Genomic DNA, 24,341 nt, shown 5'->3' with positions numbered 1-24,341 from the left:
TGCGGGGGGTCTGGGGGGACTTCATGGCGTACGAAGAGCTCGAAGCGTCGATGCGCGAACGGCTGGGGCGCGAGTGCCTCTATGTGCCGTCCTGCCGGCTCGGCCTGTACGTGGCGCTCAGACACTGGTGCCCGCCGGGCGGCCGGGTGCTGATGTCGCCGGTCAACGACGACGTCATCTTCTTCGTGGTGCTCGCGGCCGGGCTCCGCCCGGTGCAGGCGCCGCTCGACCCGCACGACGGATCCATCGACCTGGCGGCCGTACCGGACGAACTCTGGCCGCGGCTGTCCGCCGTCCTCACCACCAATCTGTACGGCAACCCCGATTCGGCACCCGAACTGGCCGCCAGATGCGGTCGGTTGGGGATCCCGCTCATCGAGGACGCGGCGCATGCCATCGGCAGCGAGATCGCCGGGCGCAGGGTCGGCACGTTCGGGCAGGCCTCCGTCTTCAGCCTCTCCAAGCACACCGCGGCCAAGGCGGGCGGCTTCCTCTCGATCGCCGACCCGGGCCTGCGCGAGGCCCTCGCCAAGACCCGCGACGCGCTCCTCGCGCCACGCCGCCCGGGCGCCGAACTCGCCTACTGGGCACGGCCGTACGCGGAGGCGACCGTGCGCGGCCTGCGGCTGGCGCCCGCCGCCTGGGCGGTCCTGCGCATGCTCGGGCAGCAGGAGCGCGAGGACATCCGGATGCCGCTGCGTCCCGGCGAACTGCGCCGCGCGATCGAGGCCGCGCCGGGCCTCGCCCCCTTCCACTCCTGGGCCCGGGTCGACATGCACGACTACCGGGCGACCCCGGGGAAGGGCCGACTCGCCCGGATCCAAAGGAAGTTGGACAAGCTCGACTCCGTACTCGACGCGCACCGCCGAGGCGCCGAGCGGCTGCTCGCCACCGAGTGGGCACGGCCGAAACCCGGGCCCGCCCAGCCGCTGTTCCGGGTGCCGCTGCTCGTCGAGGACCGGGACGCGGCCCGCGCGGCGCTGGCCCGGGAGCGGATCACGGTGGGCTATCTGTACGACCCGCCGCTCGACGACTACGCGGGCGACGCCTTCACCGACCTCTCCCCCGCGCCCGAGGCGGGCCGGTGGTTCGCCCGGCACGCCCTGCCCGTCGACCCGTTGAAGGCCGCGCGCACCATGGAGGTGCTGCGTGCGGCGGGCACCCGGCCCGCGAGGGGCGGCCCCGCCGGTGTCTGACACGGCCAGATCCGAGATCGAGGACATCGCCGCCGTGCCGTCGGAGCAGGCCGTCACGGACGGCCCCCCGCCCGCGGGCGGCGGCGACTCGATGTTCCGCAACGCCTACGCCCTGATGCTGTCCACGGCCGTCTCGGCCGCCCTCGGCCTCGGCTTCTGGCTGGTCGCGGCCCGCTACTACAGCGAGGAGGCGGTCGGGCAGGGCTCGGCGGCCATCGCCGCGATGAAGCTGCTCGCCTCGATCACCGCCACCACCATGATCGGCGCGGTGGTGCGCTACGTACCCCGCGCCGGCCGCTCCACCGGCCCACTCGTGCGGCGCGCCTACGTCGCCAGCACCGTCGTGGTGGCCGTGGCCTGCGTCGTCTTCCTGTTCTCGCTGCCGCTGTGGGGGCCCTCGTACGCGCCGCTGTCCGGGCTCACCGCCGGGGTGATCTTCACGGTGTCGTCGGTGGCCTGGGCGGTCCTGACCCTCCAGGACGGCGTCCTGACCGGCCTGCGCAAGGCGATCTGGGTGCCGGTCGGCAACGCCGTGTTCTCGCTCGGCAAGCTGCTCCTGCTCGCCGTGTTCTCGGCGCTCGCGCTGGGCGTCTTCCTGTCCTGGGCCGCCGCGATGGTCCTTTCCATCCTGCCGCTCGGCTGGCTGATCTTCCGCCGGCTCATCCCCGCGCAGGCCGCCGCCGACCGCGACCGGCCCGTCCCGGAACTGCGCGAGATCGGCCGCTTCCTGGCCGGGGACTCGGTCGGCGCGCTGTTCTCGCTCGCCATGATCAACCTGCTTCCGGTGATGGTCGCGGTGCGCTTCCCGGCCGCGCAGAACGGCTTCTTCTTCATCGCGTACACGGTCGGCGGGACCATGGAGTTCATGGCCATCAACATGGCCTCCTCGCTCACCGCGCACTCCTCGCACAGCCCCGACAAGCTCGCCGACGGGGTGCGCGGGGCGCTGCGCCGGATGGCGCTCCTGCTGATCCCGGTCGTGCTGTTCCTCGTCCTGTTCGCCCCGCAGATCCTCGGCCCGTTCGGCGGCGACTACGCCCAACACGGCACGCTCGTACTCCAGTTGCTGGCCGCGGCCGCGATCCCGCGGGTCGCCGTCGAGCTGTACATCGGGGTGCTTCGCGTCCAGGGCCGCACCGGCATGCTGGCGATCCTCCAGGGCGCGATGTGCACCCTGGTCCTCGGCAGCGCCGCCGTGCTGCTCGGCGTGTTCGGCATCTCCGGCGCCGGCTGGGCCCAGCTGTGCGCGATGACCGTGATGGCACTGTGCTGCGTGCCGGGACTGCGCGCCGCCCTCGCGGGCCGCGCCGCCGTCCGGCCCCCGCGCCCCTCCAAGGCCGCCGAGTTCGGCACCAGTTGGGCCATGCTGGCGCAGGCCGCCCGGACCGAGGAGGCCCAGGAGTACGGCACCCGCTGGGCCACCCAGACCGCGTACCTGCGCGGCGGCATGGACACCGCGACCCCCGCGCTCGGCATCCCCGTGTACGTCCCCGGCGCCCACCATCCCGAACAGGGCTCCGCGACCACCCTGCGGCTGCGCACCCTGCCCGACCCGGCGGCCCGCGAGAGCGACGAGTCGCTCCTGACGACCGCCCTGTGGCTGCTGCTCGGTCTCGCGGCGGGCCTGTTCTGGGTGCCGCTGTCGCGAGCCGCCGACGTCCCCGGCGGCAACCTCAACGGCACCGGGCTGCTCCACCACCTGCCGCCGGTGAGCCTGACCGCCGGGGTGCTGCTCATCGTCGTGTGCAGCGCGGCGGTATCGCTGTACCGGCCGCGCCCGGGGCTGCTCGTGGCCGGGCTCTGGGTGACGGTGGCGGGCCTGCACACCGCGCCGGTCATCCTCGGCGTACCGCCCGATCCGGTGGCGGGCCCCTGGCACACCCCGCTGGTCCGCTTCCTGACCGAGACCGCCGGGCTCGCCTCGCAGAACGGAATCGAGCGCTGGCTGCCCGGCGCGCTGCAACTGCTCTGCCTGGCCCTGGCGACGGTGGCCCTGCGGGCGCTGCGGGTGCACTGGCGGATCGCCGCGGTCGTGGTGTGGGTGCTCGCGGTGGCAGGCTGGGCGGCGCAGCGCACGTTCGCCGAGGCCGCCCTGCCGGTCTTCGCCGGCCTGTGCGCGGCGACGGCGGCGGCCCTGGTGAACCGCTGGTTCAGCGACCGGGAACGGGCTGCTTGAAGTACCCGTCGGAGCCGGCGCTCTTGTAACCGGCAAGCGGTGGACCGGAGTTGACGGTGAGGTCACAGCCCTTCCCCGGCACGGACCGATTCCACATGACCATGGCCTTGGCATCGGGCAGAGCGGACCTGGCGGCGTCGGGCACCTGCTCGTACCACTGCCGTGCCCGCTGTGGCCGCTGCGGATCAGGGGCGGTGGCGAACTCGGAGAGCATGATCGGCTTGCGGTCGGAGATGTTCGCCCGCAGCCAGTCGTAGGTGGGCTTCTGGCTGCGCGAGAAGTCCTTCCAGTCGGTCGTGTTGTGACAGAGGAAGTAGTTGTACTGGTCCATGCCGATCCAGTCGACGTAACGGTCGCCCGGATAGAGCCGCTTGAAGAGATCACCGTTGGCGAGATAGCCGGAGACGGTCCACACCCACACCACGTTGTCCACGCCGAGCCGCTCGAAGCGGTCGTGGAGATGGCGGTAGGCGGCGACGTACTCCTCGGGCGTCCCCGCGTCCGGGGTGCGCGCGTCGACCTCCTGGTCGAAGGAGAGGAAGACCCGCTTGCCGTACGCCTTGATGCGGCGGGCCTGCGGATCGACGACCGATTCGTCGTACGCGCCCGAGGCCAGCTTCGCCCACCCCAACTGGTCTTCCGTGTACCCCTCGTGGTGCGGCTTGCGCCAGACCGTGGACTCCCAGGCCAGCATGAGCAGCCGGTCCCGGCCGAGCGCCTGCTCGTCGGGGGTGAGCAGCTCGCCGTCGAGCGGCTTGTTCGACATGTCGTGGTACGTGTACAGCAGGTCGAGCCTGCGCCCGATCTTCCCCTCGAAGTCGAGCACGGCGTCCTTCAGGGAGCCGTTCTCCGCGTACGGGACGTACGCGCCCCACCAGGCCCCGCACGGCGGCGTGAGCTTCGCGTCGGGGGCGCAGCGTCCGCTCGGCGCGGGGCCGGAGGCGGCGTTGGCGGGCAGCGCGTTCCGCTTCTCGGGTTTGTCGAGCCAGACCGCGAACCCGGCGACGAGCCCGGCCACGACCAGCAGAGTGGCCGCGGTGACCGCACGCCGGGTCACCGCGCGGGCCCGGGTTTGGCCCGTTTCGTACGCTCCACGGCGCCCCGGGTCGCGGCCGGCAGGGGCAGCCCCGGGAAGGCGCAGGCCACGGTCGAGAAGGCGGCGAGCGAGACCAGGAACGCGGTCGCCGAGAACCCGTGCACGAGGAAGAGGCAGGTGGACACGAGCGCCCCGAACGAGAGGCTGAGCGGCGCGACGAGCGCGAGTGCCTCAAGGCGGGCCCCGGGCCGCAGGGTGCCGCGCTGCGGGTAGAGCAGCGCGAAGCCGGGCCCGAGCGACACGAAGAGCAGTACGGGGATCCATCGGGCCGGGCTCGCTGCGGGCAGCGCGGTTGCCGCTAGCGCCAGCCAGCCGGAGAGGGCGACGGTGACTCTGATGTGGCTCTGGCTGAGGGTCATTTCGACGACCTCCGGGTCGGTGAGGGTGGTGATCCTGAACGTGCGTTGCTGTTGGGCTGCGAGCAGAGCCTTTTGCGCAGTTCCCCGCGCCCCTAAACCCGCCTTCGGCCGCGGACCGTGCGTGGCTGATCGCACAGTTCCCCGCGCCCCCAACCCTCCTTCGGCCTCGGACCGTGCATGGTGCTCGCGCAGTTCCCCGCGCCCCTAGCAGGGTTGGCCTGGGCAGGATGTCCATGCGCGCATCCCCGGCCGGTCGACGATCACGGACCTGCGCCCACCTCCAGCCCGTCATTGGGGTCCCCCCCTGGCCCTTAAGGCCTTGGGGGAGTTTGAGGACGAGCGCCCTTGAGGCGCGAACGGGGTCTGGGGCGGAGCCCCAGAAACGGCCACCGGGCCGCACCCGGACATCAACCCCCGGAGGGTCTAGGGAAGGGGCGGGGTGGGGTCAGCTCGGGCGCGGGGCCACGTACTGCAGCACCGTTCCGTACGCATTCCCATCGATTACCCGGAACCTCGGCGAAGCCTCAAGCTTCGACTTCAGCTCCGCGAAGCCCCCCGCCGGAAGCAACCCCTCCCCCGCCGTATAGAAGTCCTGCGTCCGCGTGAGGATGAAGTACACGGGCCGCCCGTCCTTGGGCAGCTGCGGCTCCAGGTAGCCCACAGGATCCCGCAGCATGATCGCGTTCTGTGGCTCCTCCTGCTCGGCGACGTACCAGTGCTCCAGCTGGTCGTACCGGTGCAGCGCCTGCGGGAAGGACCCGGTGACGGCCAGGATCATCGAGCCCTTGGGCGCGTTGTCGAGCACCTTCGTCACCATCGCCGTCTCGGCCGGCGGCGTGTAGTACATGCGCTCCTTGCCGTAGTACGCGGGGATGAACCCGGCCACCAGCAGGACGAGCACCAGCGGCAGGGCGACGGCCGCGATCCGCCGTCGCACCACGGGTCTGATCCGCCCCTTGCCCTGCCCCGCCGCCGCGGGCACGAGCGCCGCCGCCGCGAAGAACGCCGCCCCGGGCAGCCCGAACAGGTAGACGCGGAAGAGCATTTCGCCGCCGTAGTCGTTGACGGCGAACAGCGGCACCGGCGCGATCGACACCAGGAGCAGCGGCAGCGCGCTCTTGACCAGCTTCCGGCGCAGGACCACGGCGACGGCCGCGAGGCCCGCGATCACCAGGACCATCACCACGTCCGCCCGGCCCTGCAACACCGGCCCGGGGCCGGTGAGTTCACCCGCGTACCCCGCCCGCGAGTTGTTGAGGAGGTTGCCCACCGACTCCTTCAGCGAGGCCAGCGTCTCCACGAACAGCGGCCGGCCCATCGTGACGTCCCAGATCAGCATGATCACGGCGGTGACGACGAGCAGCCCGGGGTTGCGGTAGCGCCGGGTCAGGTTGAGGGCGACCAGGGCGACGCACAGCATCACCGGGGTGAGCTGGTGGGTGAAGTTGATGGCGGCGATCATCGGGGCCAGGATCGCGATGCAGACCGCGCGCTGGCGCCCGGTCGTCGGCGGCGGGACACTGGCCGCCGCCGGGTCGAGGTTGGCCCGCGAGCGCAGCTCGCCCGCGGCTCCGGGACGCACGAAGTGCCGGAAGACCACGGCCAGTACGGCCAGGTCGAGGATCAGCGCCATGCCCTGGGGCGAGAAGTAGTCCTGGCCGACCCAGTTGGCCACCTCGAAGATCCACACGCCGGTCCACACGAGGCGCCAGTCCTCGGCGAAGGTGCGGTAGATCAGGACCAGTACGGGGATGAGGACCACGCCGTAGAAGAGCGAGGCCCAGTTGAGGTACGAGGCCGCGGTGTCCACGCCGAAGGCGCGCACCAGGCCCGCGTTGAGCGTGAAGAAGCCGGGCCACTGGTCGTACGCCGCCATGTTGCCGGACAGCGGCACGCCCGGCCGCAGCTCCTGGTTGGCGAGGAGGTGGTTGACCACCGCGTCGTGCTTGGAGGACCAGGGGTAGCGCACCGAGTTGTACAGGATCGCGGTCGGCGCCTTGAGGGCGAAGAGCAGGGCGACGCTGTAGAGGCCGGGCCACCAGGGCGCGGTGCCCGCCCGCCGCAGGCTGACGACGAAGCCGCCGGTCAGGACCGCGAGCGAGAGGTAGAAGGCGGCGGGCAGCTGGTCGAGCAGGCCCCAGTCGTCCATGTGCCGGTAGTCGATGTGCGGCAGCGAGTACACCCATAAGGCGGTCGCGACCACCAACGGAAGCCAGGTGAACAGGATTTGAGGCTGTATCAGATCTGGTCTCGACCAGCGCCGCGCGCCCTTCGTCGGCGCGTCCGCCGCCTGCTCCTTGGCCGGATCGTCGGGGGGCTGCTGCTTGCTCCCCCGGACCGGCGTGGGCACACGTTGCTGCACAGTGCGACTCCCCCCACAGATGTGGTCACGGCCGTCACGCCGCTGTCCCCTGGCTGTTCTACTGGCTGTCCCCTTGAGCGAAGTATAGGAACACTCTTCGCGTTTGTGTGGCTACACCGCAGACCGCCCCCGCTCCCGTCACCCCGCGAAAACAGGCCCCTTCACGAGGGCCCTGGTCCGCCGGTAGAGCCGCCAACCGACCGTCCGCGGCGAGTCGTTGTACGGGGCGACCCGTGCCCCCTCCCCGCGCATCCACGCCTCGACGTCGGCGACGGTGTGGGTGCGGCGCAGGATGAGCCGGGCGATGCGGTACGCCTCGTCGCACTCCGAGCTGAGCGCGTGCCGCACCGCGACGGCGCTCTCGTACCCCGCCGCGCGCGCGGCCCGGCGCACGGCGCGGCTGTTGTAGCCGTGCGGGTAGGCGAGGTGGTTGATCCGGTGGCCGAGGGCGTCCTCCAACTCGGCTTTGGATTCGGCGAGTTCGAGCCGGAGGGCCCGCGCCGTGAGGGTGTCGAGCTGGGGGTGCGAGACGGTGTGGCCACCGACCTCCATGCCGTACTCCTCCAGGAGTTTCGCCTGGTCGAGCGTCATCATCGGCGCGGGCGGCAGCAGGCTCTGCCGACCGGGCGTGATCGCGCCGGTCGTGAGGTACGCGGTGGCGGGCATGCCGCGCTCGGCGAGCGCCTCGGCGGTGCGGCCCGGCAGGTCGGCGAAGCCGTCGTCGAAGGTGAGCGCCACGGGCCTCGGCGGCAGCGGGGCCCGCCCGGCGAGGTGCGCGGCGAGCGTGCTCATGGTCACCGGCGTACGTCCGCTGTCGCGGATCGCGTCGAGCTGGGCCTCGAACTCCCTTGGCGCGACGGTGAATTCGGCGATCCAGCCGGGCGGGTCGTCCATCACCGCGTGGTACAGGAGCACCGGGATGCGGGGCGCGTCGGTGCTCATCGGGCCGCCTCCCAGGGCAGTCGGTGGCCGCGCACCCGGCGGCGGGCGCGGAGGTAGCCGAGCGGCCCGTACAGCATGCCCCGGCGCTCCAGGCGGGACAGCGAGCGCGGCCACGGGTAGCTCTGCGAGCCGTGCTCGCCCGGCACGGACTGCTCGCCCGCGTCGCGGTGGGCGCTGATGGCCAGCGCGTGCGCGAGGCCGCGCGGCACCCGGGCGAGCAGCGCGGGCAGCAGGGCCGGGCGGCGCACGATGATCGCGGTGAGGTAGGCGGTGAGCCCGGCGCCGTATCCGTACGCCTGGTTCTCCAGGTCCTGCCAGGTCTCGCGGTGGTGGTGCCACACCAGCGCCTCGGGCGTGTAGCTGAGCCGGTGGCCGGCGACGACGATCCGGGCGAAGGCGTACAGGTCGTCGCCGCCCCTGGCCGGGGTTCCGGTGCCGGTCGCCGGGTCGAAGCCGCCGACCGCGCGGAGGGCGCTCGCCCGGAAGGCCATGTTGGCGCCGGAGCCGAACCGGCCCGCCGTGAAGGGGAACAGCGGCTCGTCGGCCGGGGGCCTGCGCGGGTCGAAGTGGCGCGGCGCGAAGCCCTTGGTGAAGCCGCCGTGGCTCTCCAGGAGGATCTGCGCGGGAGTGGTGAGGCGGGCGGGCAGGATCAGACCGGTGACACAGCCGAGCCGGGGGTCGCCGACGAAGGGCGCGGCCAGCGAGGACAGCCAGCGCCGGTCGGCGAACACGTCGTCGTCGGTGAACGCGAGGATCTCGCCGTGCGCGGCCGCGACGCCCCGGTTGTGGGCAGCGGCGAGCCCCGGCACGGGTTCGGCGACGTAGCGCACGCCGCGCGCGGCGTAACTCCGCTCGACGAGCTCGCGGGTCTGGTCGGTGGCCGGGTTGTTGTCGACGACGAGGATCTCGTAGTCGGGGTGGTCCTGGCCGAGCAACGAGTCGAGCGCGCGGGCGAGTTGGCCGGCCCGCTCCCGCGTGGCGACGACGACGCTCGCGCGCGGCAGCCGGGGCGCGGGCGCGGGCCGCTCCTCGGGCACGAACCCGGTGAGCTGCTTGCGGGCCGCCGTCGCGAGCACCTCGGACGCGTCGTCGCCCTCCCTGACCTGCCCGAGCACCGTCCCGACCGGCCGCCCCCGCAGCCTGACCAGGACGTACACCTCGCCGGGCCCGACCGGCGGCCCGCCCGGCGCGGGCGTGAGCGACAGCACGTCCCCGTCCAGGCCGTCGAGATCCAGCTCCCCCACGCTGATCCCCTGCCCGATGCCCTGCGGTCTCACGAGGCTCTGGGCCTCCGGCCCCTGCGATGCGTGCGATGACCTGTCCGACACTGTGCTTTTCCCCCCGCGCTCCGGGTCTTCTGATGTGCTCAGCCCCCTCGCGGGGGCTACTTTCCGGCGCCGCGCAACCGCCCGGCCCGCTTGAGGCTGCGCTGCGCGAACTCGGCGAGCCTCGGCCGCTTCCGGACGAATCCGTGTGCCCGGCGGGACGGCTCGCGCCCGATCCAGTGCAGCACCGCGCCCGCGCCGGGCCGGGTGGACGCCCCCTCGTACACCGGTATCTCGCCGGTCTTCAGCGCGTCCTTGTACTCGGCGGCCCCCCGCCCGAGGTCGAGCATCCCGATGCCCCCGGCCGCGGCCGCCTCGGCCATCCGCAGATGGAGCACCAGGCCCGGCGAGAACTTGGCGAACTCCGGGTCGTACGCCGGGAACCAGCAGGCCAGGACGGTGCGCGAGCGCAGCCCGAAGTGGGCGGCGACCGGCTTGTCCCCCGCGTACAGCACGGAGAGCACCCCCGAGCAGCCGGGCGCGCGCGTGTGGGCGAGCTGGTGCACCAGGGTGTTGATCCACTCCTGCGCGAACCGGTCGCGCCGCCCGGTGCGGCGGTACTGCGCGGACTTCCACTCCATGAGCCGGGCCAGCGCCGCCGGGTCCCGCTCGTCGAAGACGAACCGCACCTCCCCCGCCTGCCGGCCGAGCCGGCGCTCCTTGGCGGTGGTGGTCTTGAAGAACTTCGGCGACTGCCGGCGCAGGATCGTTTCGTACGCCTCGTAACCGGCCCCCACGTCGATGACGAAGGAGGCGTACTCGGCGGCCGCGTCCGGAGCGAACAGCGACTGACCGGCCTCCAGGTTGTCGAACTCCCAGGAGGACAGGCCGCACGCCCGCATCAACTCGTCGCGTTCCAAGCCGAGTTCGACTCTCCCTATGAGCCCCTGGCAGTCGGATACCCCGAACCCGATGGCTCGCCCCTGCCCCAACTTCCCCTTCTCATAAGGGAAGAAGGCGGATGGCTCGCCACCCTCGTACACCACGGCGACCCGCGCCGAGGACCGCACTCGCCCCACGGCCAGAGTGAACTCCGGCTCCATGAAAGGATTCTCCGGCGTCTGCGACTTGGCTCGCAGCTCGCGCCAGACCTCCAGTTCCCCGGCATTCAGATCGCCGGGCCTCGCCACTCGTATCCGTCCCCGTGCGCCCTCGGCGGCGCCGCTCCCGCGCAGACTGCTCAACTCTCGACCCCCCGGTCTACCCCTGAGCCACGCTGAACCTGGACGGTACCGGTCGATTTCACCCGACGGTAGGTACCCTCCCGCAGTTTGTGACCGTACGGTGAAGGTTGGTACGCCGTCGTCGTTTTGACCCCGTCCTGGCCGTGCCGACGCCCGGGGCGGACGGGCCCGGGCGTACGGGTGGGGCGCTCGGCGTGAGCTAATGCACGGTATGAGCTACTTCATGACCGACCTGTCGGGCACCTCCGTCGACGAGCCCGACGAGGCGACGATGCGCACGATCCTCGACGGCCTGGCCGACGCCGACGACGAGCACCCCGACGTCTCCCTGACCCACGAGAACGGCTGGTCCCTGAGCGCCTTCCCGAGCGGCGAGCTGCTCTGGCTCCTCTGGGAGAACCTGGACGACCCGGACGCGCCCCCGCGCCAGCTGTCCGGCGTGTCCAAGGACGAGGTGCTGCGGCTCTTCGGGCTGCTCGCGACGGGCGACACGGCGGAGATCGAGCGGCTGGCCAGCTCTTGATCGCCAGTTCTTGATCGCCTGTGCTCGGGGCCGGTGCTTGGGGGCCGGTGCTTGGGGGCCGGTGTCTGAGGGGCGGCGCCTGAGGGGCGCGCGGCGCATATCCGTCGGGCAATCTCGCTCCCATGCGCCGCCCACGCGCCGGAACCTTCTCCTCGGGGTCGTGGCGTCCTAGGACTCGTAACCGGGAGGCGGAACGGTCCGGGGAGGGCCGTGCGGATCCAAGGGGGCACAGCCGATGGAGAAGAGGCTGTGGAAACGGGGTTCATGCGTGGCGGTGTGCACGGCGGCAGTGCTGCCGGCCATCATCGGGGTGCCGGGTCCGGCGGCGCCCGAACGCATGGTGACCACGGCGGCGACGGCCGCCGCGGTCGGCTCCGCACCCGCGGGATCCACGCCGGGGCCCGGCCCTTCCACGCCACTGGCCGGGCCCACATCTCCTACGCCGACGCACGGCGGAAACCCGAAGCCGTCAGCCACCACCCCGCGGCCACGGCCGTCCGCGAACCCCGTGTTCGAGGTGTACCCGACGGCCAGCCAGAAGGGGCCCCTCCACGTGAACGGGAGCGGCTTCGACTGCGCGGGAAACGGCGACGGGTTCGCCGGGCCACTCACCCTGACCAGCGACCTCTTCCCGCCGGTCAAGGGGTGGACCGACGCGTCGGGTGCCTTCACGTACCGGTACGTCGTGCCGGCGAACGCGGCGCCGGGGACGCACACGGTCGTCGCGACCTGCGCCTCGCGCCCCTCGGTGAGCCGGAGCGGAACCTTCCGGGTGCTCGCGCCGGAGCCGCCTCCGCCACCGGTTCTGCCACCGCCCGCGGTCTCGCTCGACCCGGGATCCGGCACACCCGGCAGCACCGTGCACGTCCTCGGTACGGGCTTCCAGTGCGGTGCGGCGGCCCGCGTCCTGTGGGACGCGACAGCCGTCGCCTCCGGGGCCGTATCGAGGGCGGACTGGACGCTCAGGGCCTCGTTCGCGGTGCCGGCGGGGGCCGCGGCGGGGCCGCACAAGGTGACCGTGACCTGCCAGGGGCTGCCCGTCGCCAGTACGGGGGGCCACACCACGCCCGGGGAGCAGCTCACGGCCTCGGCGCCGTTCACGGTGACCGCGGTGGCGGTCACCCCGCCCGTGTCGCCGACACCGCCCACGCCCACGCCCACGCCGACGCCGGACGACACGGACTCGCAGACCCCGTCCACCGGCCACGACAAGGTCTCCGGCCAGCAGACGGACCCGGGCCCCAGCCCGACCCCGCGCACGACACCGGACAACCCCGGCACGAAGCTCGGATCGCCGGACCCGACCTCCTCGCACAAGGACTCGGGCGTCGTCCCCGTTCCTTCCCCGTCCTCCACACCCCCGCCGAAGGCCGGGGGCGGCCACGGTCACGGAATCGGGCTCGTCGGAAGTCTGCGTACGCCCGCCGAAGTGTCGTGGGCGCTCAAGGACCTGGCCGGTTCGGCGGGTCTTGCCGCCTGGTTCCTGCTGATGGTGCTGCTCCTGGAGAAGGCGTTCCCCTCGCAGCTCGCCGACAACGCGCTGACCCGCTGGTGGCGCAGGCGGCGCCGGGACAGCGGTCCCGCCCGGGTGCCCGGCTGGCTGCGGATGGGCGGCTACGCGCTCGGTGGCGGGGCACTCGTCGTGTGGGCCGACGCCACCACCCACTGGAGCGCGCAGACCGTCGTCAAGGTGATCGGGGCGGCGGCCGGGATGCTGCTCGTCCTCATGACGTACGAGAAGACGAAGGATTCCCTGCTGCGGCCGGGCCGGGGCGGTCTTCCGGCCGAACTCCGCGTGGTTCCGGCCGGGTTGATGCTCGCCGTGGTGATGGCCGCGCTGTCGAGGTGGCTGGAGTCCCCCGTGCCGTACGTCTACGGGCTCGTGGCGGTGTACCTGGTGCTCGGCACGCCGCCGCGCGTCCTGGGCGGCGTGCCGAAGGGGCAGGCCGTGCTGGTCGGCGGGATCTGCACGCTGGCGGCCTCGCTGCTGGTCTGGACGCTGGGCACGCCCCTGGTCGAGGCGGGGCGCGACGCCGATCCCGGGAGCATGCCGTACGTGCTCGCGTACACGGTCGGCCTGGCCGTGGTGGGCGGGGTCGAGGTGGTGGTGTTCGGGATGCTGCCGCTGTCCGGCATGGACGGGCGGGTGCTCAAGGAGTGGAACAAGCCCGCCTGGTACGCGCTGTATCTGGTCGCGCTGACCTTCTTCTTCCACGTGCTGCTCAGCCAGGTGCACCCGGGCGCGGGCGCGCACCTCCTGGTCTCGAAGGACCTGCGCTGGCTGACCGTGGCCATCGCGACGGGCCTGTTCGTCCTGGCCGGGGCGTTCTCGCTGGGCCTGCGGCGCTGGGTGGCCCGCCTGGAGCGGCGGGCCGCGGCAGCGTGAACGGTCCCGGTCAGGCCCTGCGGCCCGCCCGCCACACCTCGCTCACCAGCGGGACGCCGGGCCGGTAGGCGAGGTGGACGTGCGAGGGCGCGTCCAGGAACGCCAGGTCGGCGCGGGCGCCCGGAGTGAGGCGGCCGATGTCGGTGCGGCGCAGCGCGGCGGCGCCGCCCGCGGTGGCGGACCAGACCGCCTCGTCCGGGGTCATCTTCATGTCCCGTACGGCGAGCGCGATGCAGAACGGCATCGAGGACGTGAAGGACGACCCGGGGTTGCAGTCGGTGGACAGCGCGACGGTCACGCCCGCGTCCAACAGCCGCCTGGCGTCAGGCCATTGGGCCCGGGTGGAGAACTCGGCGCCGGGCAGCAGGGTCGCGACGGTCGCGCTGTTGGCGAGGGCGTCGACGTCCGCGTCGGTGAGGTGGGTGCAGTGGTCGGCGGAGGCCGCACCCAGCTCCACGGCGAGCTGGACGCCGGGCCCGTGGGTGAGCTGGTTGGCGTGGACCCGCGCGAGCAGCCCCTTGGCCTGGCCCGCGGTGAGGATCGCCCGCGCCTGGTCCCCGTCGAAGGCCCCCTTCTCGCAGAACACGTCGATCCAACGGGCGTACGGGGCGCAGGCGTCGAGCATCTCGCCGGTGACCAGGGCGACGTATCCGGCCGGGTCGTCGGCGTACTCCGGGGCCACGATGTGCGCGCCGAGGTAGGTGACCTCGTCGGTGTGCTCGGCGGCGATGCGCAGCGCGCGGGCCTCGTCCTGGACGGTGAGCCCGTACCCGGACTTGGTCTCCAGCGTGGTGGTGCCCTGCCGCAGCGCCTCGGCGAGGTACCGGGCGACGTTGTCCCCCAGCTCCTCGTCGCTCGCGGCGCGGGTGGCGGCGACGGTGGTCCGGATGCCGCCGGCGGCGTACGCCTGGCCGGACATGCGGGCGTTGAACTCCGCGGTTCTGTCGCCGGCGAAGACGAGGTGGGAGTGGGAGTCGACGAAGCCGGGGATCACGGCTCGGCCCTGGGCGTCGTGGGCGGTGTCGGTGGGCGGGGCGTCCGTTGCCGGGCCCACCCAGGCGATCTTCTCGTCTTCGACGACGAGGGCGGCGTTCTGGATGAGGCCGAGGGGGCCGGGTCCCCTGTCGGGGTCGTTGGTGACGAGGGTGGTGATGTTGTGTACGAGGGTGCTGCTCATGGTGTCCTTTCCTTGTTCCCCACCCCGCCCCTCCCCGAGACCCTCCGGGGGTTGGGGGAAGGGAAGCCGGGTTTCCTGGGGCTCCGCCCCAGACCCCGTTCGCGCCTGAAGGCCGCTCGTCCTCAAACTCCCCCAAGGCCTCAAGGGCCAGGGGGGACCCCCATGACGGGCTGAAGATGCCAGTACTGGCCGCCACCAGCCCTGCTAGGGGCGCGGGGAACTGCGCGACCAGCCCCCACCGGACCGCAGGCAACCGACCCCTTCTGAGGAGCGGAGTCTGGGGCGGAGCCCCTGGGGCGCTTCAACCCCCGGAGGGTCTCGGGGAGGGGCGGGGTGGGGGAACTTCTACGATCTCAGCGTTGCGATCGCCGCCGTCAGTTCCGACGCCACGTCGGGTATCAGGGCGTGGGACCCGTCCCGCACCACCTGGCGGCCGCCCACCACCACGTGGCGGACGTCGGCCGACGACGCCGCGAACACCGCCGTCTCGGCAGCCAGCCGAGGGGCCGGCCCCGCCGTCCGGACGGAGTCGAGCGCGATCGTGGTGAGGTCCGCGAGAGCGCCCACCTCGATCCGGCCGGCGTCGGCCCAGCCGAGCGCCGCCTGGCCGTCGGCGGTCGCGGCCCGCAGCAGCGCCGCCGCCGTCCAGTGCCCCCGCGTCCGCGTACGGAGGCGCTCGTCGAGCTCCATCGCCCGCGCCTCCTCCAGGATGTCGATCACGGCATGGCTGTCGCTGCCGAGGGAGAGCGGGGATCCGGCCCGCTGGAGGGCGAGCGCGGGACCGATGCCGTCCGCGAGGTCGCGCTCGGTGGTGGGGCACATGCAGGTGCCCGTACCGGTGGAGCCGAGCAGCGAGATGTCCCCGTCAGTCAGGTGCGTGTTGTGGACGCCCGTCGTGCGCGGCCCCAGCACCCCGTGCTCCGAAAGAAGCTGAGTGGGCGTCAGACCGTACGCGTCCAGGCAGGCGTCGTTCTCCGCCGTCTGCTCGGACAGGTGCACGTGCAGCGGAGCCCGCCGCGCCTCGGCCCACTGGGCGACCGTGCCCAACTCCCTTGCGGGGACGGCCCGTACGGAGTGGATGGCCGCGCCGATCCTGGCGTGCTCACGGTCCTTGAGGGCCGAGCAGCGTGCCCCCCAGGCCTCGGCCGTGCCGTCCGAGAAGCGGAGCTGGTGCCGGTCGGGGGCGGCGCCGAAGCCGGAGGAGAGGTAGGCCGTGTCGAGCAGGGTGATGCGGATGCCTGCCTCGGCGGCCGCGGCGATCAGCGCCTCGCCCATCGCGTTGGGGTCGTCGTAGGGGGCGCCGCCCGGCGCGTGGTGGACGTAGTGGAACTCGCCGACCGCGGTGATCCCCGCCAGTGCCATCTCCGCGTACACGGCACGGGCGAGGGCGTGGTACGTGTCCGGGGTGAGCCGGGACGCGACCTCGTACATGGTCTCGCGCCAGGTCCAGAAGGTCCCGGAGCCGACCTGCACGGTGGAGCGCAGCGCGCGGTGGAAGGCGTGCGAGTGGGCGTTGGCGAGCCCGGGGACGGTGAACCCTCGCAGCACCACGGCACCGGGCGGCGGCGCATCGACTCCCTTGCGGACAGCGGCGATTCGGCCGTCGTCGGCGACCTCCACGGCCACGCCCGGCTCGACCTCGGGGTCGAGCCAGGCGTGTTCCAGCCAGTACGTCACCTGCACGCCAGGCCCTCCAGTACATCGGCGAGTGCGAGCACCCCGGCGACGCAGTCGTCCTCGCCGGCGAACTCGGCCGGGGAGTGCGAGACGCCGGTGGGGTTGCGTACGAACAGCATGGCGGTCGGGATCGAGCCGGACAGGATTCCGGCGTCGTGTCCCGCCCCGGTCCCCAGGACCGGGGTGTGGCCGCCGAGGATCTTGGCGATCTCGTCCCGCAGCGCGTGCTCGAACTCCACGACGGGCGTGAAGGACTCGCGCACGACTCTGAGGTCCACGCCGTCCCGCTCGGCCCGCTCCTTGGCGGCCTGCTCGATCGCGGCGACGACCGTGTCCAGAGTGGACTGGTCGGCGGCGCGCGAGTCCAGCCAGCCGCGCACCAGGGAGGGGATGGCGTTGACGCCGTTGGGCTCGCAGGAGATCTTGCCGAACGTCGCGACGGCGCCCGCGAGTTCCGCCTCGCGGCGGGCGGCGAGGACGGTCTCGGCGTACGTCAGCATCGGGTCGCGGCGGTCGACCAGGCGGGTGGTGCCGGCGTGGTTGGCCTCCCCCGCGAAGTCGAACCGCCAGCGGCCGTGCGGCCAGATCGCCGAGGCGATGCCGACGGCGTCCCCGCTGAGGTCGAGCGCCCGCCCTTGCTCTACGTGCAGCTCCACGAACGCGCCGATGCGGGCGAGGCGTTCGGGGTCCGGGCCGATGGTGTCCGGGTCGTACCCCGCGCGCTCCATGGCCTGCGGAAGGCTCACGCCGTCCGCGTCGCGCAGGCGGTGCGCGGCGTCGACGGTGAGCTGTCCCGCGGCGAGCCGTGACCCGACGCAGGCGAGCCCGAACCGTGCGCCCTCCTCGTCACCGAAGTTGGTGATGGCGAGGGGGCGGGTCAACTGGGCGCCCCTGCGCCGGAGTTCATCAAGTGCGGCGAAGGACGACACGACGCCGAGAGGGCCGTCGAAGGCGCCGCCGTCGGGTACGGAGTCGAGGTGCGACCCGGTGACGACGGCGTCCCCGGCCTCCGGGTCTCCGGCCCAGGCCCACTGGTTTCCGTTGCGGTCCAGCTCGTAGGTGAGCCCCCGGGACTCCGCCTGGGCCTGGAACCAGGCGCGGCAGTCGGCGTCGGCGGCGGTCCAGGCGTGCCGGCGGTACCCGCGGGTTCCGCTGTCGCGGCCGATGGGCGCGAGCGTTGCCCACATCTCCTGGAAGGAGGATCCCCCACCCCGCCCCTTCCCGAGACCCTCCGGGGGGAATGTTTCGGCCGCGGACCGTGCGTGGCCGGTCGCGCAGTTCCCCGCGCCCCCGGCGGGGTTGGGGGCGAGCATCCCCGCGGCCCCGGCGGGGTCAGGAGCATTGTCTTCGGCTGCGGACCGTACGTCGTTGCTCGCGCAGTTCCCCGCGCCCCTGGCAGCGCCGGGTACAGCGGCGTCTTCAGGCCGTCCGGCGATTGAGGACGAGCGCCCTTCAGGCGCGAGCGGGGTCTGGGGCGGAGCACCAGCGGCGCCGGGTACGGGCACGCCCTTGGCGGGGTCGATCCCGGTGGGGTCGGGCGTCTTCAGCCTCTGGGGGTACCCCCTCAACGAAGTCCTTGGGGGAGTTTGAGGACGAGCGCCCTCAAGGCGCGACTGGGGGTCCGGGGGCGGTGCCCCCGGGGTGAGTCCTGGCGGGGTCACTCGCCCTCCCGCATCGGGATGCGGACCCCGCGCTCGTCCGCCACCCGCTCCGCGATGTCGTACCCGGCGTCGACATGCCGGATGACGCCCATGCCGGGGTCATTGGTGAGGACGCGCCGGATCTTCTCGCCCGCCAGCTTCGTGCCGTCCGCCACGGACACCTGGCCCGCGTGGATGGAGCGGCCCATGCCGACGCCGCCACCGTGGTGGATCGAGACCCAGGACGCACCCGACGCGACGTTCACCATCGCGTTCAGGAGCGGCCAGTCGGCGATCGCGTCGGAGCCGTCCAGCATCGCCTCGGTCTCGCGGTACGGGGAGGCCACCGAGCCGCAGTCCAGGTGGTCGCGGCCGATCGCGAGGGGGGCGGCGAGGGTGCCGTTGGCGACCATGTCGTTGAACATGTCGCCCGCCTTGTCGCGCTCCCCCTGGCCGAGCCAGCAGATGCGCGCCGGGAGACCCTGGAAGTGGACGCGCTCGCCGGCCATCTTGATCCAGCGGTGCAGCGACTCGTTCTCGGGGAAGAGGTCGAGGAGCGCCTTGTCCGTCTTCGCGATGTCGGACGCCTCGCCCGACAGGGCCGCCCAGCGGAAGGGGCCCTTGCCCTCGCAGAACAGCGGGCGGATGTAGGCCGGCACGAAGCCGGGGAACGCGAACGCCCGCTCGTAGCCCGCGAGTTGGGCCTCGCCGCGGATGGAGTTGCCGTAGTCGAAGACCTCGGCGCCGGCGTCCATGAAGCCGACCATCGCCTCGACGTGCTTGGCCATCGACTCTCGGGCCCGGGTCGTGAAGCCCGCCGGGTCCTTCGCCGCGTACGACGCCATGTCGTCGAAGTCCACGCCGACGGGGAGGTACGCGAGCGGGTCGTGGGCCGAGGTCTGGTCGGTCACGATGTCGATCGGGGCGCCTTCGGCCAGCATGCGCGGGAGCAGCTCCGCCGCGTTGCCGAGCAGGCCGATGGAGAGCGGGCGGCGGGCGTCGCGGGCCTCTACGGCGAGCTGGAGGGCGTGCTCCAGGGAGTCCGCCTTCACGTCCAGGTAGCGGTGCTCGATGCGGCGCTCGATGGCGCGCGGGTCGACGTCGATACAGATCGCGACGCCGTCGTTCATGGTCACGGCGAGCGGCTGGGCGCCGCCCATGCCGCCGAGGCCGGCGGTCAGCGTGATCGTCCCGGCGAGCGTGCCGTTGACCCCTTTACCGATTGAATGCAGCTTGGCGGCGACGGCGGCGAACGTCTCGTACGTGCCCTGGAGGATGCCCTGCGTGCCGATGTAGATCCAGGAGCCGGCCGTCATCTGGCCGTACATGGTGAGGCCGAGGGCCTCCAGACGGCGGAACTCCTCCCAGTTGGCCCAGTCGCCGACCAGGTTGGAGTTGGCGATCAGGACGCGCGGCGCCCACTCGTGGGTCTGCATGACGCCGACGGGGCGGCCGGACTGGACCAGCATCGTCTCGTCCTGCTTGAGCGTGCGCAGCGTACGCACCATGGCGTCGAAGGAGCGCCAGTCGCGGGCGGCCTTGCCGGTGCCGCCGTAGACGACGAGCTGGTCGGGGTGCTCGGCGACCTCGGGGTCGAGGTTGTTCTGGAGCATGCGCAGCGCGGCTTCCTGCTGCCATCCCAGGGCGCTCAGTTCCGTGCCGCGCGGTGCCCGTACGGGGCGGGGTCCTGACATGGCGGTGCCTCCTCGTGACCTGATCCAGATATTCACATCCTGTGTCACTGAATAGAACTAGTCAATAGATGCGTACCCTCTGCGCTCGGGGCCACCCGGTGATTGGCTTGATCGCATGACTTCCCAGGCAACGTCCCGCGCCGCCGGGACCGCCGCGGCGGAGCGCCGCGAACAGGCCGTACGGGCCGCGGTGGAGCAGGGCCTGGCCGGGCCCGACGTCCCCATCGTCGCCCTCCTCGACACCGCCAGCATCCGCGCGGGCGCAGCCGCCCTGCGAGCCGCCTTCGCCGCCGTCACCGACGCCCCGGTGCTGCACGCCTTCGCGGTGAAGGCCTGTCCGCTGGTCCCGGTCCTGCGGCTGCTGCTCGCCGAGGGCCTGGGCGCCGAGGTCGCGAGTCCGGGCGAGCTCGCGCTGGCCAGGGCCGCCGGGATCCGCCCCACCGCCACCGTGCTCGACTCCCCCGCCAAGACCCCGGCCGAGCTGCGCGAGGCGCTGGCCCTGGGCATCGCCGTGAACGCGGACAATCCCCAGGAGCTCGCCCGCCTGGACGCCCTCGTGTCCTCGGCGCCGAGCGCCTCACCCCTGGGCATCCGGGTCAACCCGCAGCTCGGCGCGGGGTCCATCGACGCGCTGTCCACGGCGACGGCCACGTCCAAGTTCGGGGTCGCGCTGCTCGACGACGGCGCCCGGGACTGGGTCGTAGGGGCGTATGCGGAGCGCCCCTGGCTGACCCGGCTGCACACGCACTCCGGGTCGCAGGGCGTGGCGCTCTCCCTCATGGCGCGGGGCGTGCGGGCCGTCTACGAGCTCGCGGAGGAGATCAACGCGGCGGTGGGCCGACAGCAGGTCGACACGATCGACATCGGCGGCGGCCTCCCCGTCAACTTCGGCTCCGACGAAGAGACGCCTACGTACGCCTCTTACGCACGCCTTCTTAAGGAGGAGGTGCCGGGACTGTTCGACGGGCGGTACGGCCTGGTGACGGAGTTCGGCCGCTCACTGCTCGCCAAGCACGGTCTGGTGCTCGCCCGGGTCGAGTACGCGAAGAGCTCGGGCGGCCGCCCCATCGCGGTCACCCACGCAGGGGTGCAGATCGCGGCCCGCACCGTGTACGCGCCCGCCTCCTGGCCGCTGCGGATCGAGGCGTACGACGCGAAGGGCCGCCCCAAGCAGGGCCCGCCCGTCGCCCAGGACATCGCGGGGCCCGCCTGCTTCGCCGGGGACCTGCTCGCCGAGAACCGCCCGCTGCCCCTGCTCGAACAGGGCGACTACACGGGAGTCCTGGACACGGGCGCGTACTACTTCGCCCACCACTACTCCTACAACTCCCTTGCCAGGCCCGGGATTTACGGCTTCACGGCCACGGCGGACGGGGTGGGATTCGCGACGGTGCGCGACCCGCAGCCCATCGCGGACCTGGTCGAGGAGGCGGGCGGCGCCCACGCGGACGCCCTGCTCTGAGAGAGCTCCGAGTTCAGCGGCGCCGGGCCCCGCCGGGCGCCGCATCCCCCGCGCCGAGCCCGGTCGCCCGGAAGCCCCGCACCTTCTTGCCCACCGGCACGCCCTTCGGCACCCAGTCCGTGCGGACCCACATCAGCGCGTCGCCCGCACGCTCCAGGCGCCCCAGCCAGCCCGCCTTCACCCAAAGCCCCGCGCCCGCGCCCGCCATCAGCAGGCCGCCCGCGCCGGGCAGCGCGAAGGAGGAGCCCGCCGCCGCGAGGAAGCCGAGCAGCAGCCACCAGCGCCAGGCCCGCCGCCAGGTGCGTACGGTCACGACACGGTCCTGGAGGAAGTCCGCCTTGGCGGCGCGGGACGCGGCCTTCGCGAAGTGCGTGTAGCGGCGGCGCCGGGCCACGAAGACGACGGCCGCCGCGACGAGGAACAGCGCGGCCCCCGCGAGCAGCCCGATCCGGCGGCCCGTCAGGCTCACCGGGAGCACGGCCCCGAGGCCCGCGGCCAGCAGGCCCAGCCACCACAGCGGGGCCGCCCCGGCCCGTACGACCACCGCCACGCGCGCCAGCGCCTGCCCTCCGCGACCCACGTCCCACCTCCATGCCTCGAATTACTGGCGCGGACGTTAGCCGGGCAATCTGAGCGGTTTCTTAGAGCGACCCGGGTGGGACTACTCGACGAACAGACCCCGCGCCGCCGCCTTCGCGTCGAACTCCTCCAGGCGGGCCTGCGCGTCCGGCAGGTCGTCACACATGGCTTCCAGGAGGACCCGGCCAAGCAGCATCGGCGCGCACGCCGTGTCGAAGGCGAGGCCGGTGCCGACGGCCGCCGGGATCAGCAGGTCGCTGTACTTGGCGACCGGCGCGAACGCCGAGTCGGCGACCGTGACCACGGTGAGCCCGGCCGACTGCGCGTACGCGAGCGCCTCGGCGACCTCCTTGGGATGGCGCGGCAGCGCGAAGCACAGCAGGGCCGAGGCCCCGGCCCGCAGCGCCGCGTCGATCCGGTCGGCCAGCATGGTGCCGCCCTCGTCGAGCAGGCGGACGTCGGGGTGCACCTTGGCCGCGAAGTAGGCGAAGCCGCGGGCCTGCGAGGAGGCCGCGCGCAGGCCGAGCACGGGCAGCGGCCGGGAGGCGGCGAGCAGCCGGCCCGCGTCCTCGACCGGGCGCGGATCGGCGAGCAGACCGGCCAGGTGCTGGAGGTTCTCGATCTCGGCCTGCACGGCCTGCTGGTACTCGTTGTACGAGGTCTCGGCCTCCTGGCCGGTCGCGGCGGGGGCGACCTCGCGCAGGTGGCGGCGGAGCGCCGGGTAGCCGTCGAAGCCGAGGGCGACCGCGAACCGGGTCACCGACGGCTGGCTGACGCCGGCGAGTTCGGCGAGTTCGACGCTGGACAGGAAGGGCACGTCGGCGGCGCGGCGCACCATGCAGTGCGCGATGCGCCGCTGCGTCGGGGTCAGCCTGCGCCCCTCGAAGAGCTGTTGCAGCCGTGCGGCAGGGCCCTCGCTCATGCCGTCCCCCTTCATGCGTACAGATCCTTGAACCGGTCGAGCAGTGCGGCCGCCCGGTCGACGTCCGCGGTCAGCGGCCGGTCGGTGACGTCCTCGTCGAGCACGGCCTCGGCGAGCGCGAACGCCCGCCCGACCGGAAGTTCCGGGTCCGGACGCAGATCGCGCTGGCGCAACGCCCGTACCGCCGCGACGAGTTCGCACCCCACCACCAGCCGCAGCGCCCCGCCCAGCCGCAGCGTCTGACGGGCAGCGAGCGAGGCGAAGCTGGCCTGCTCCTCGACGCCCCGAGAGAGTACAGCGTGGCCCAGTGAGGCCGGGGCGGCGAAGGCCCGCAGATCACCGAGGGCGGCGCCGGCCGCGTACTCCAGGATCATCACCCCGGACGAGGCGGGCTCGGCATCCGCGAGGAAGGGCTTCAGGCGGGTGTAGGCGGGCTCGTTGAGGGCGGAGAGGCGCGAGGTGGACAGGCGGGCGACCTGGGTGACGGCGAGCCTGAAGTGGTCGAGCGCCAGGGCGAGTTGGGCCAGGTAGAACCCGCCGTGGTGGTAGGCGGCGAGGTCGTCGGGCGAAATCAGCGGGTTCTCGGCGGCCGCGTTGATCTCGATCGCGAGGACCCGCTCCAGGGCGTCGGCGGCGTCATGCGCGGGCCCGTGGATCTGCGGCAGGCAGCGGAATCCGTACGGGTCCTGGATGCGGCCGAGCGGCGGGGTCGGCCGCTCGGGGGCGCCGAGCAGCTCGCGCATGCGGGCGGCGGTGGCGTACGAGCCGGGGTGCGGGCGCGCCGCGTGCACGGGCTCCGCGTACGCCTCGTAGGAGCCGTCGACGGCGAGCAGCGAGAAGGCGCCCACGATCTCGGTGGCCGACACCAGGCGGCGCAGCTCGTCCAGGGCGAGCGCGGACTGGCCCAGGGTCAGGGCGTTGGAACTGATCAGCGCCAGCGCGTCGTTGTTGTCGAGGGGCTGCGCCTCGGGCTCGGGGCCGCCCTGCCAGGGGTGTTCCCCGGCCAGCGCGAGGCCGACCTGGGCGAGGGCGGCGATGTCCCCGGTGCCGACCGAGCCGAACTCGTTGACCACCGGCTGCGCCCCGGCCTCCAGCGCCTCGCACAGCGCGGTGACGACGGTCGGGCGGAGGCCCGCACCGCCCGCGAGCAGCTGGTTGGCCCGCACGGCGAGCATCGCGCGGACCTCGCGGGCCGGCAGCGGGTCGCCGATCGCCCCGGCGTGGCTGCGCAGCAGGCGCAGACCGTGGCCCGCGGCGGCCTCGGTGGGCACGGCCTCGGTGCGGTTGGCGCCGACTCCGGTCGAGCGGCCGTACACCCGCCCGGAGGCGGCGAGTTCGCGCGCGGTGTGCCAGGCGTGCTCGACGCGTCGCATCGCCTCGGTGCCGGGCACGGGGCGCGCGGTTCCGTCGGCGAGCCGGACGACGTCGGCGACGGGCAGGGTCTCGCCGTCGAGCACGACGATCCCGGTCGGCGAATCCTGCGAGGCGTCCACGACGTGGGACGACAACATGCGCGAACACCACCATTTCCGGACGCGGCGCCAAGGACCCGGACCCGAGCCATTGACAAGTTATTCAGACACCCAGAACTCTGCATGACGATATACAGCCGGGCAAGCCTGCACCGCCTCCTCGTCGCGA

The 24,341-nt window shown here is 73.0% G+C and carries 18 protein-coding genes; 5 read left to right on the top strand and 13 right to left on the bottom strand.

What is annotated here, in order from left to right; translation table 11 throughout:
* Positions 1–23 precede the first annotated feature (23 nt).
* Positions 24–1,196 (top strand): DegT/DnrJ/EryC1/StrS family aminotransferase, encoded by a 1,173-nt coding sequence (locus ADK54_RS09325; protein ID WP_078966242.1) that lies wholly within the window; start codon positions 24–26, stop codon positions 1,194–1,196.
* Positions 1,189–3,372, top strand: coding sequence for a lipopolysaccharide biosynthesis protein (locus ADK54_RS44755; protein WP_420717280.1), 2,184 nt, complete (start codon positions 1,189–1,191; stop codon positions 3,370–3,372). Before ADK54_RS09325 ends, ADK54_RS44755 begins: the two co-directional genes overlap by 8 nt.
* Here ADK54_RS44755 and ADK54_RS09315 read toward each other — a convergent pair.
* From ADK54_RS09315 to ADK54_RS09290, 6 genes are all read right to left on the bottom strand, one after another.
* Complete coding sequence (locus ADK54_RS09315; RefSeq protein WP_053725074.1) at positions 3,347–4,429, bottom strand: glycoside hydrolase family 26 protein; 1,083 nt, start codon at positions 4,427–4,429, stop codon at positions 3,347–3,349. The two genes, ADK54_RS44755 and ADK54_RS09315, sit on opposite strands and share 26 nt — an antisense overlap.
* A complete protein-coding gene (locus ADK54_RS09310; protein ID WP_053725073.1) occupies positions 4,426–4,827 on the bottom strand; it encodes a hypothetical protein in 402 nt (133 codons plus the stop codon). The genes ADK54_RS09315 and ADK54_RS09310 overlap by 4 nt, the downstream gene beginning before the upstream one ends.
* A 445-nt stretch (positions 4,828–5,272) precedes the next feature.
* On the bottom strand, positions 5,273–7,189 hold the full coding sequence (locus ADK54_RS09305) for a hypothetical protein (protein ID WP_159047683.1): 1,917 nt from the start codon (positions 7,187–7,189) through the stop codon (positions 5,273–5,275).
* A gap of 138 nt (positions 7,190–7,327) precedes the next feature.
* Positions 7,328–8,131 (bottom strand): polysaccharide deacetylase family protein, encoded by an 804-nt coding sequence (locus ADK54_RS09300; RefSeq protein ID WP_234391981.1) that lies wholly within the window; start codon positions 8,129–8,131, stop codon positions 7,328–7,330.
* Positions 8,128–9,381: a glycosyltransferase gene (locus ADK54_RS09295; RefSeq protein WP_078966241.1), complete on the bottom strand. Its 1,254-nt coding sequence runs from the start codon at positions 9,379–9,381 to the stop codon at positions 8,128–8,130. Before ADK54_RS09295 ends, ADK54_RS09300 begins: the two co-directional genes overlap by 4 nt.
* 134 nt (positions 9,382–9,515) lie before the next feature.
* The gene (locus ADK54_RS09290; protein ID WP_078966234.1) at positions 9,516–10,586 is read right to left on the bottom strand and encodes a GNAT family N-acetyltransferase; all 1,071 of its coding nucleotides are present in this window, start codon (positions 10,584–10,586) and stop codon (positions 9,516–9,518) included.
* A 265-nt stretch (positions 10,587–10,851) separates the two neighbouring features.
* On the opposite strand from ADK54_RS09290, the gene ADK54_RS09285 reads away from it, so the two are divergent.
* On the top strand, positions 10,852–11,163 hold the full coding sequence (locus tag ADK54_RS09285) for a hypothetical protein (protein WP_053725070.1): 312 nt from the start codon (positions 10,852–10,854) through the stop codon (positions 11,161–11,163).
* 235 nt (positions 11,164–11,398) lie between these two features.
* Entirely contained in the window at positions 11,399–13,549 is a 2,151-nt protein-coding gene (locus tag ADK54_RS09275; protein ID WP_159047682.1) for an FGLLP motif-containing membrane protein, read from the top strand.
* Positions 13,550–13,559: 10 nt separating this feature from the next.
* Here ADK54_RS09275 and hutI read toward each other — a convergent pair whose 3' ends face one another.
* The 4 genes from hutI to hutU form a co-directional block, all read right to left on the bottom strand.
* Complete coding sequence (gene hutI, locus ADK54_RS09270; RefSeq protein ID WP_053725067.1) at positions 13,560–14,726, bottom strand: imidazolonepropionase; 1,167 nt, start codon at positions 14,724–14,726, stop codon at positions 13,560–13,562.
* A gap of 345 nt (positions 14,727–15,071) precedes the next feature.
* Positions 15,072–16,409 carry a formimidoylglutamate deiminase gene (locus tag ADK54_RS09265; RefSeq protein ID WP_053725066.1) on the bottom strand — a complete coding sequence of 446 codons (1,338 nt, stop codon included), beginning with the start codon at positions 16,407–16,409 and terminating at the stop codon, positions 15,072–15,074.
* Entirely contained in the window at positions 16,400–17,590 is a 1,191-nt protein-coding gene (locus tag ADK54_RS09260; protein WP_053725065.1) for an allantoate amidohydrolase, read from the bottom strand. The genes ADK54_RS09265 and ADK54_RS09260 overlap by 10 nt, the downstream gene beginning before the upstream one ends.
* A 470-nt stretch (positions 17,591–18,060) precedes the next feature.
* Positions 18,061–19,737 carry a urocanate hydratase gene (gene hutU / locus ADK54_RS09255; protein WP_053725064.1) on the bottom strand — a complete coding sequence of 559 codons (1,677 nt, stop codon included), beginning with the start codon at positions 19,735–19,737 and terminating at the stop codon, positions 18,061–18,063.
* Positions 19,738–19,852: 115 nt separating this feature from the next.
* Here hutU and ADK54_RS09250 point away from each other — a divergent pair, with 115 nt between their 5' ends.
* Positions 19,853–21,199 carry a diaminopimelate decarboxylase gene (locus ADK54_RS09250; protein WP_053725063.1) on the top strand — a complete coding sequence of 449 codons (1,347 nt, stop codon included), beginning with the start codon at positions 19,853–19,855 and terminating at the stop codon, positions 21,197–21,199.
* Between the two features lie 13 nt (positions 21,200–21,212).
* Here the strand turns inward: ADK54_RS09250 and ADK54_RS09245 are convergent, their stop codons facing one another.
* From ADK54_RS09245 to ADK54_RS09235, 3 genes are all read right to left on the bottom strand, one after another.
* Positions 21,213–21,779, bottom strand: a complete 567-nt coding sequence (locus ADK54_RS09245; protein WP_053725062.1) for a hypothetical protein — start codon at positions 21,777–21,779, stop codon at positions 21,213–21,215.
* Between the two features lie 81 nt (positions 21,780–21,860).
* Positions 21,861–22,700, bottom strand: coding sequence for a MurR/RpiR family transcriptional regulator (locus tag ADK54_RS09240; RefSeq protein ID WP_053725103.1), 840 nt, complete (start codon positions 22,698–22,700; stop codon positions 21,861–21,863).
* Positions 22,701–22,711: 11 nt separating this feature from the next.
* Complete coding sequence (locus ADK54_RS09235) at positions 22,712–24,211, bottom strand: aromatic amino acid ammonia-lyase (RefSeq protein WP_053725061.1); 1,500 nt, start codon at positions 24,209–24,211, stop codon at positions 22,712–22,714.
* Between the last annotated feature and the right edge of the window lie 130 nt (positions 24,212–24,341).

Origin of the sequence: Streptomyces sp. WM6378, assembly GCF_001279695.1 — a bacterium.
Classification (GTDB): domain Bacteria; phylum Actinomycetota; class Actinomycetes; order Streptomycetales; family Streptomycetaceae; genus Streptomyces.
The sequence above is the reverse complement of the archived record's forward strand: the minus strand, read 5'-3'. Positions and strand labels throughout refer to the sequence as shown.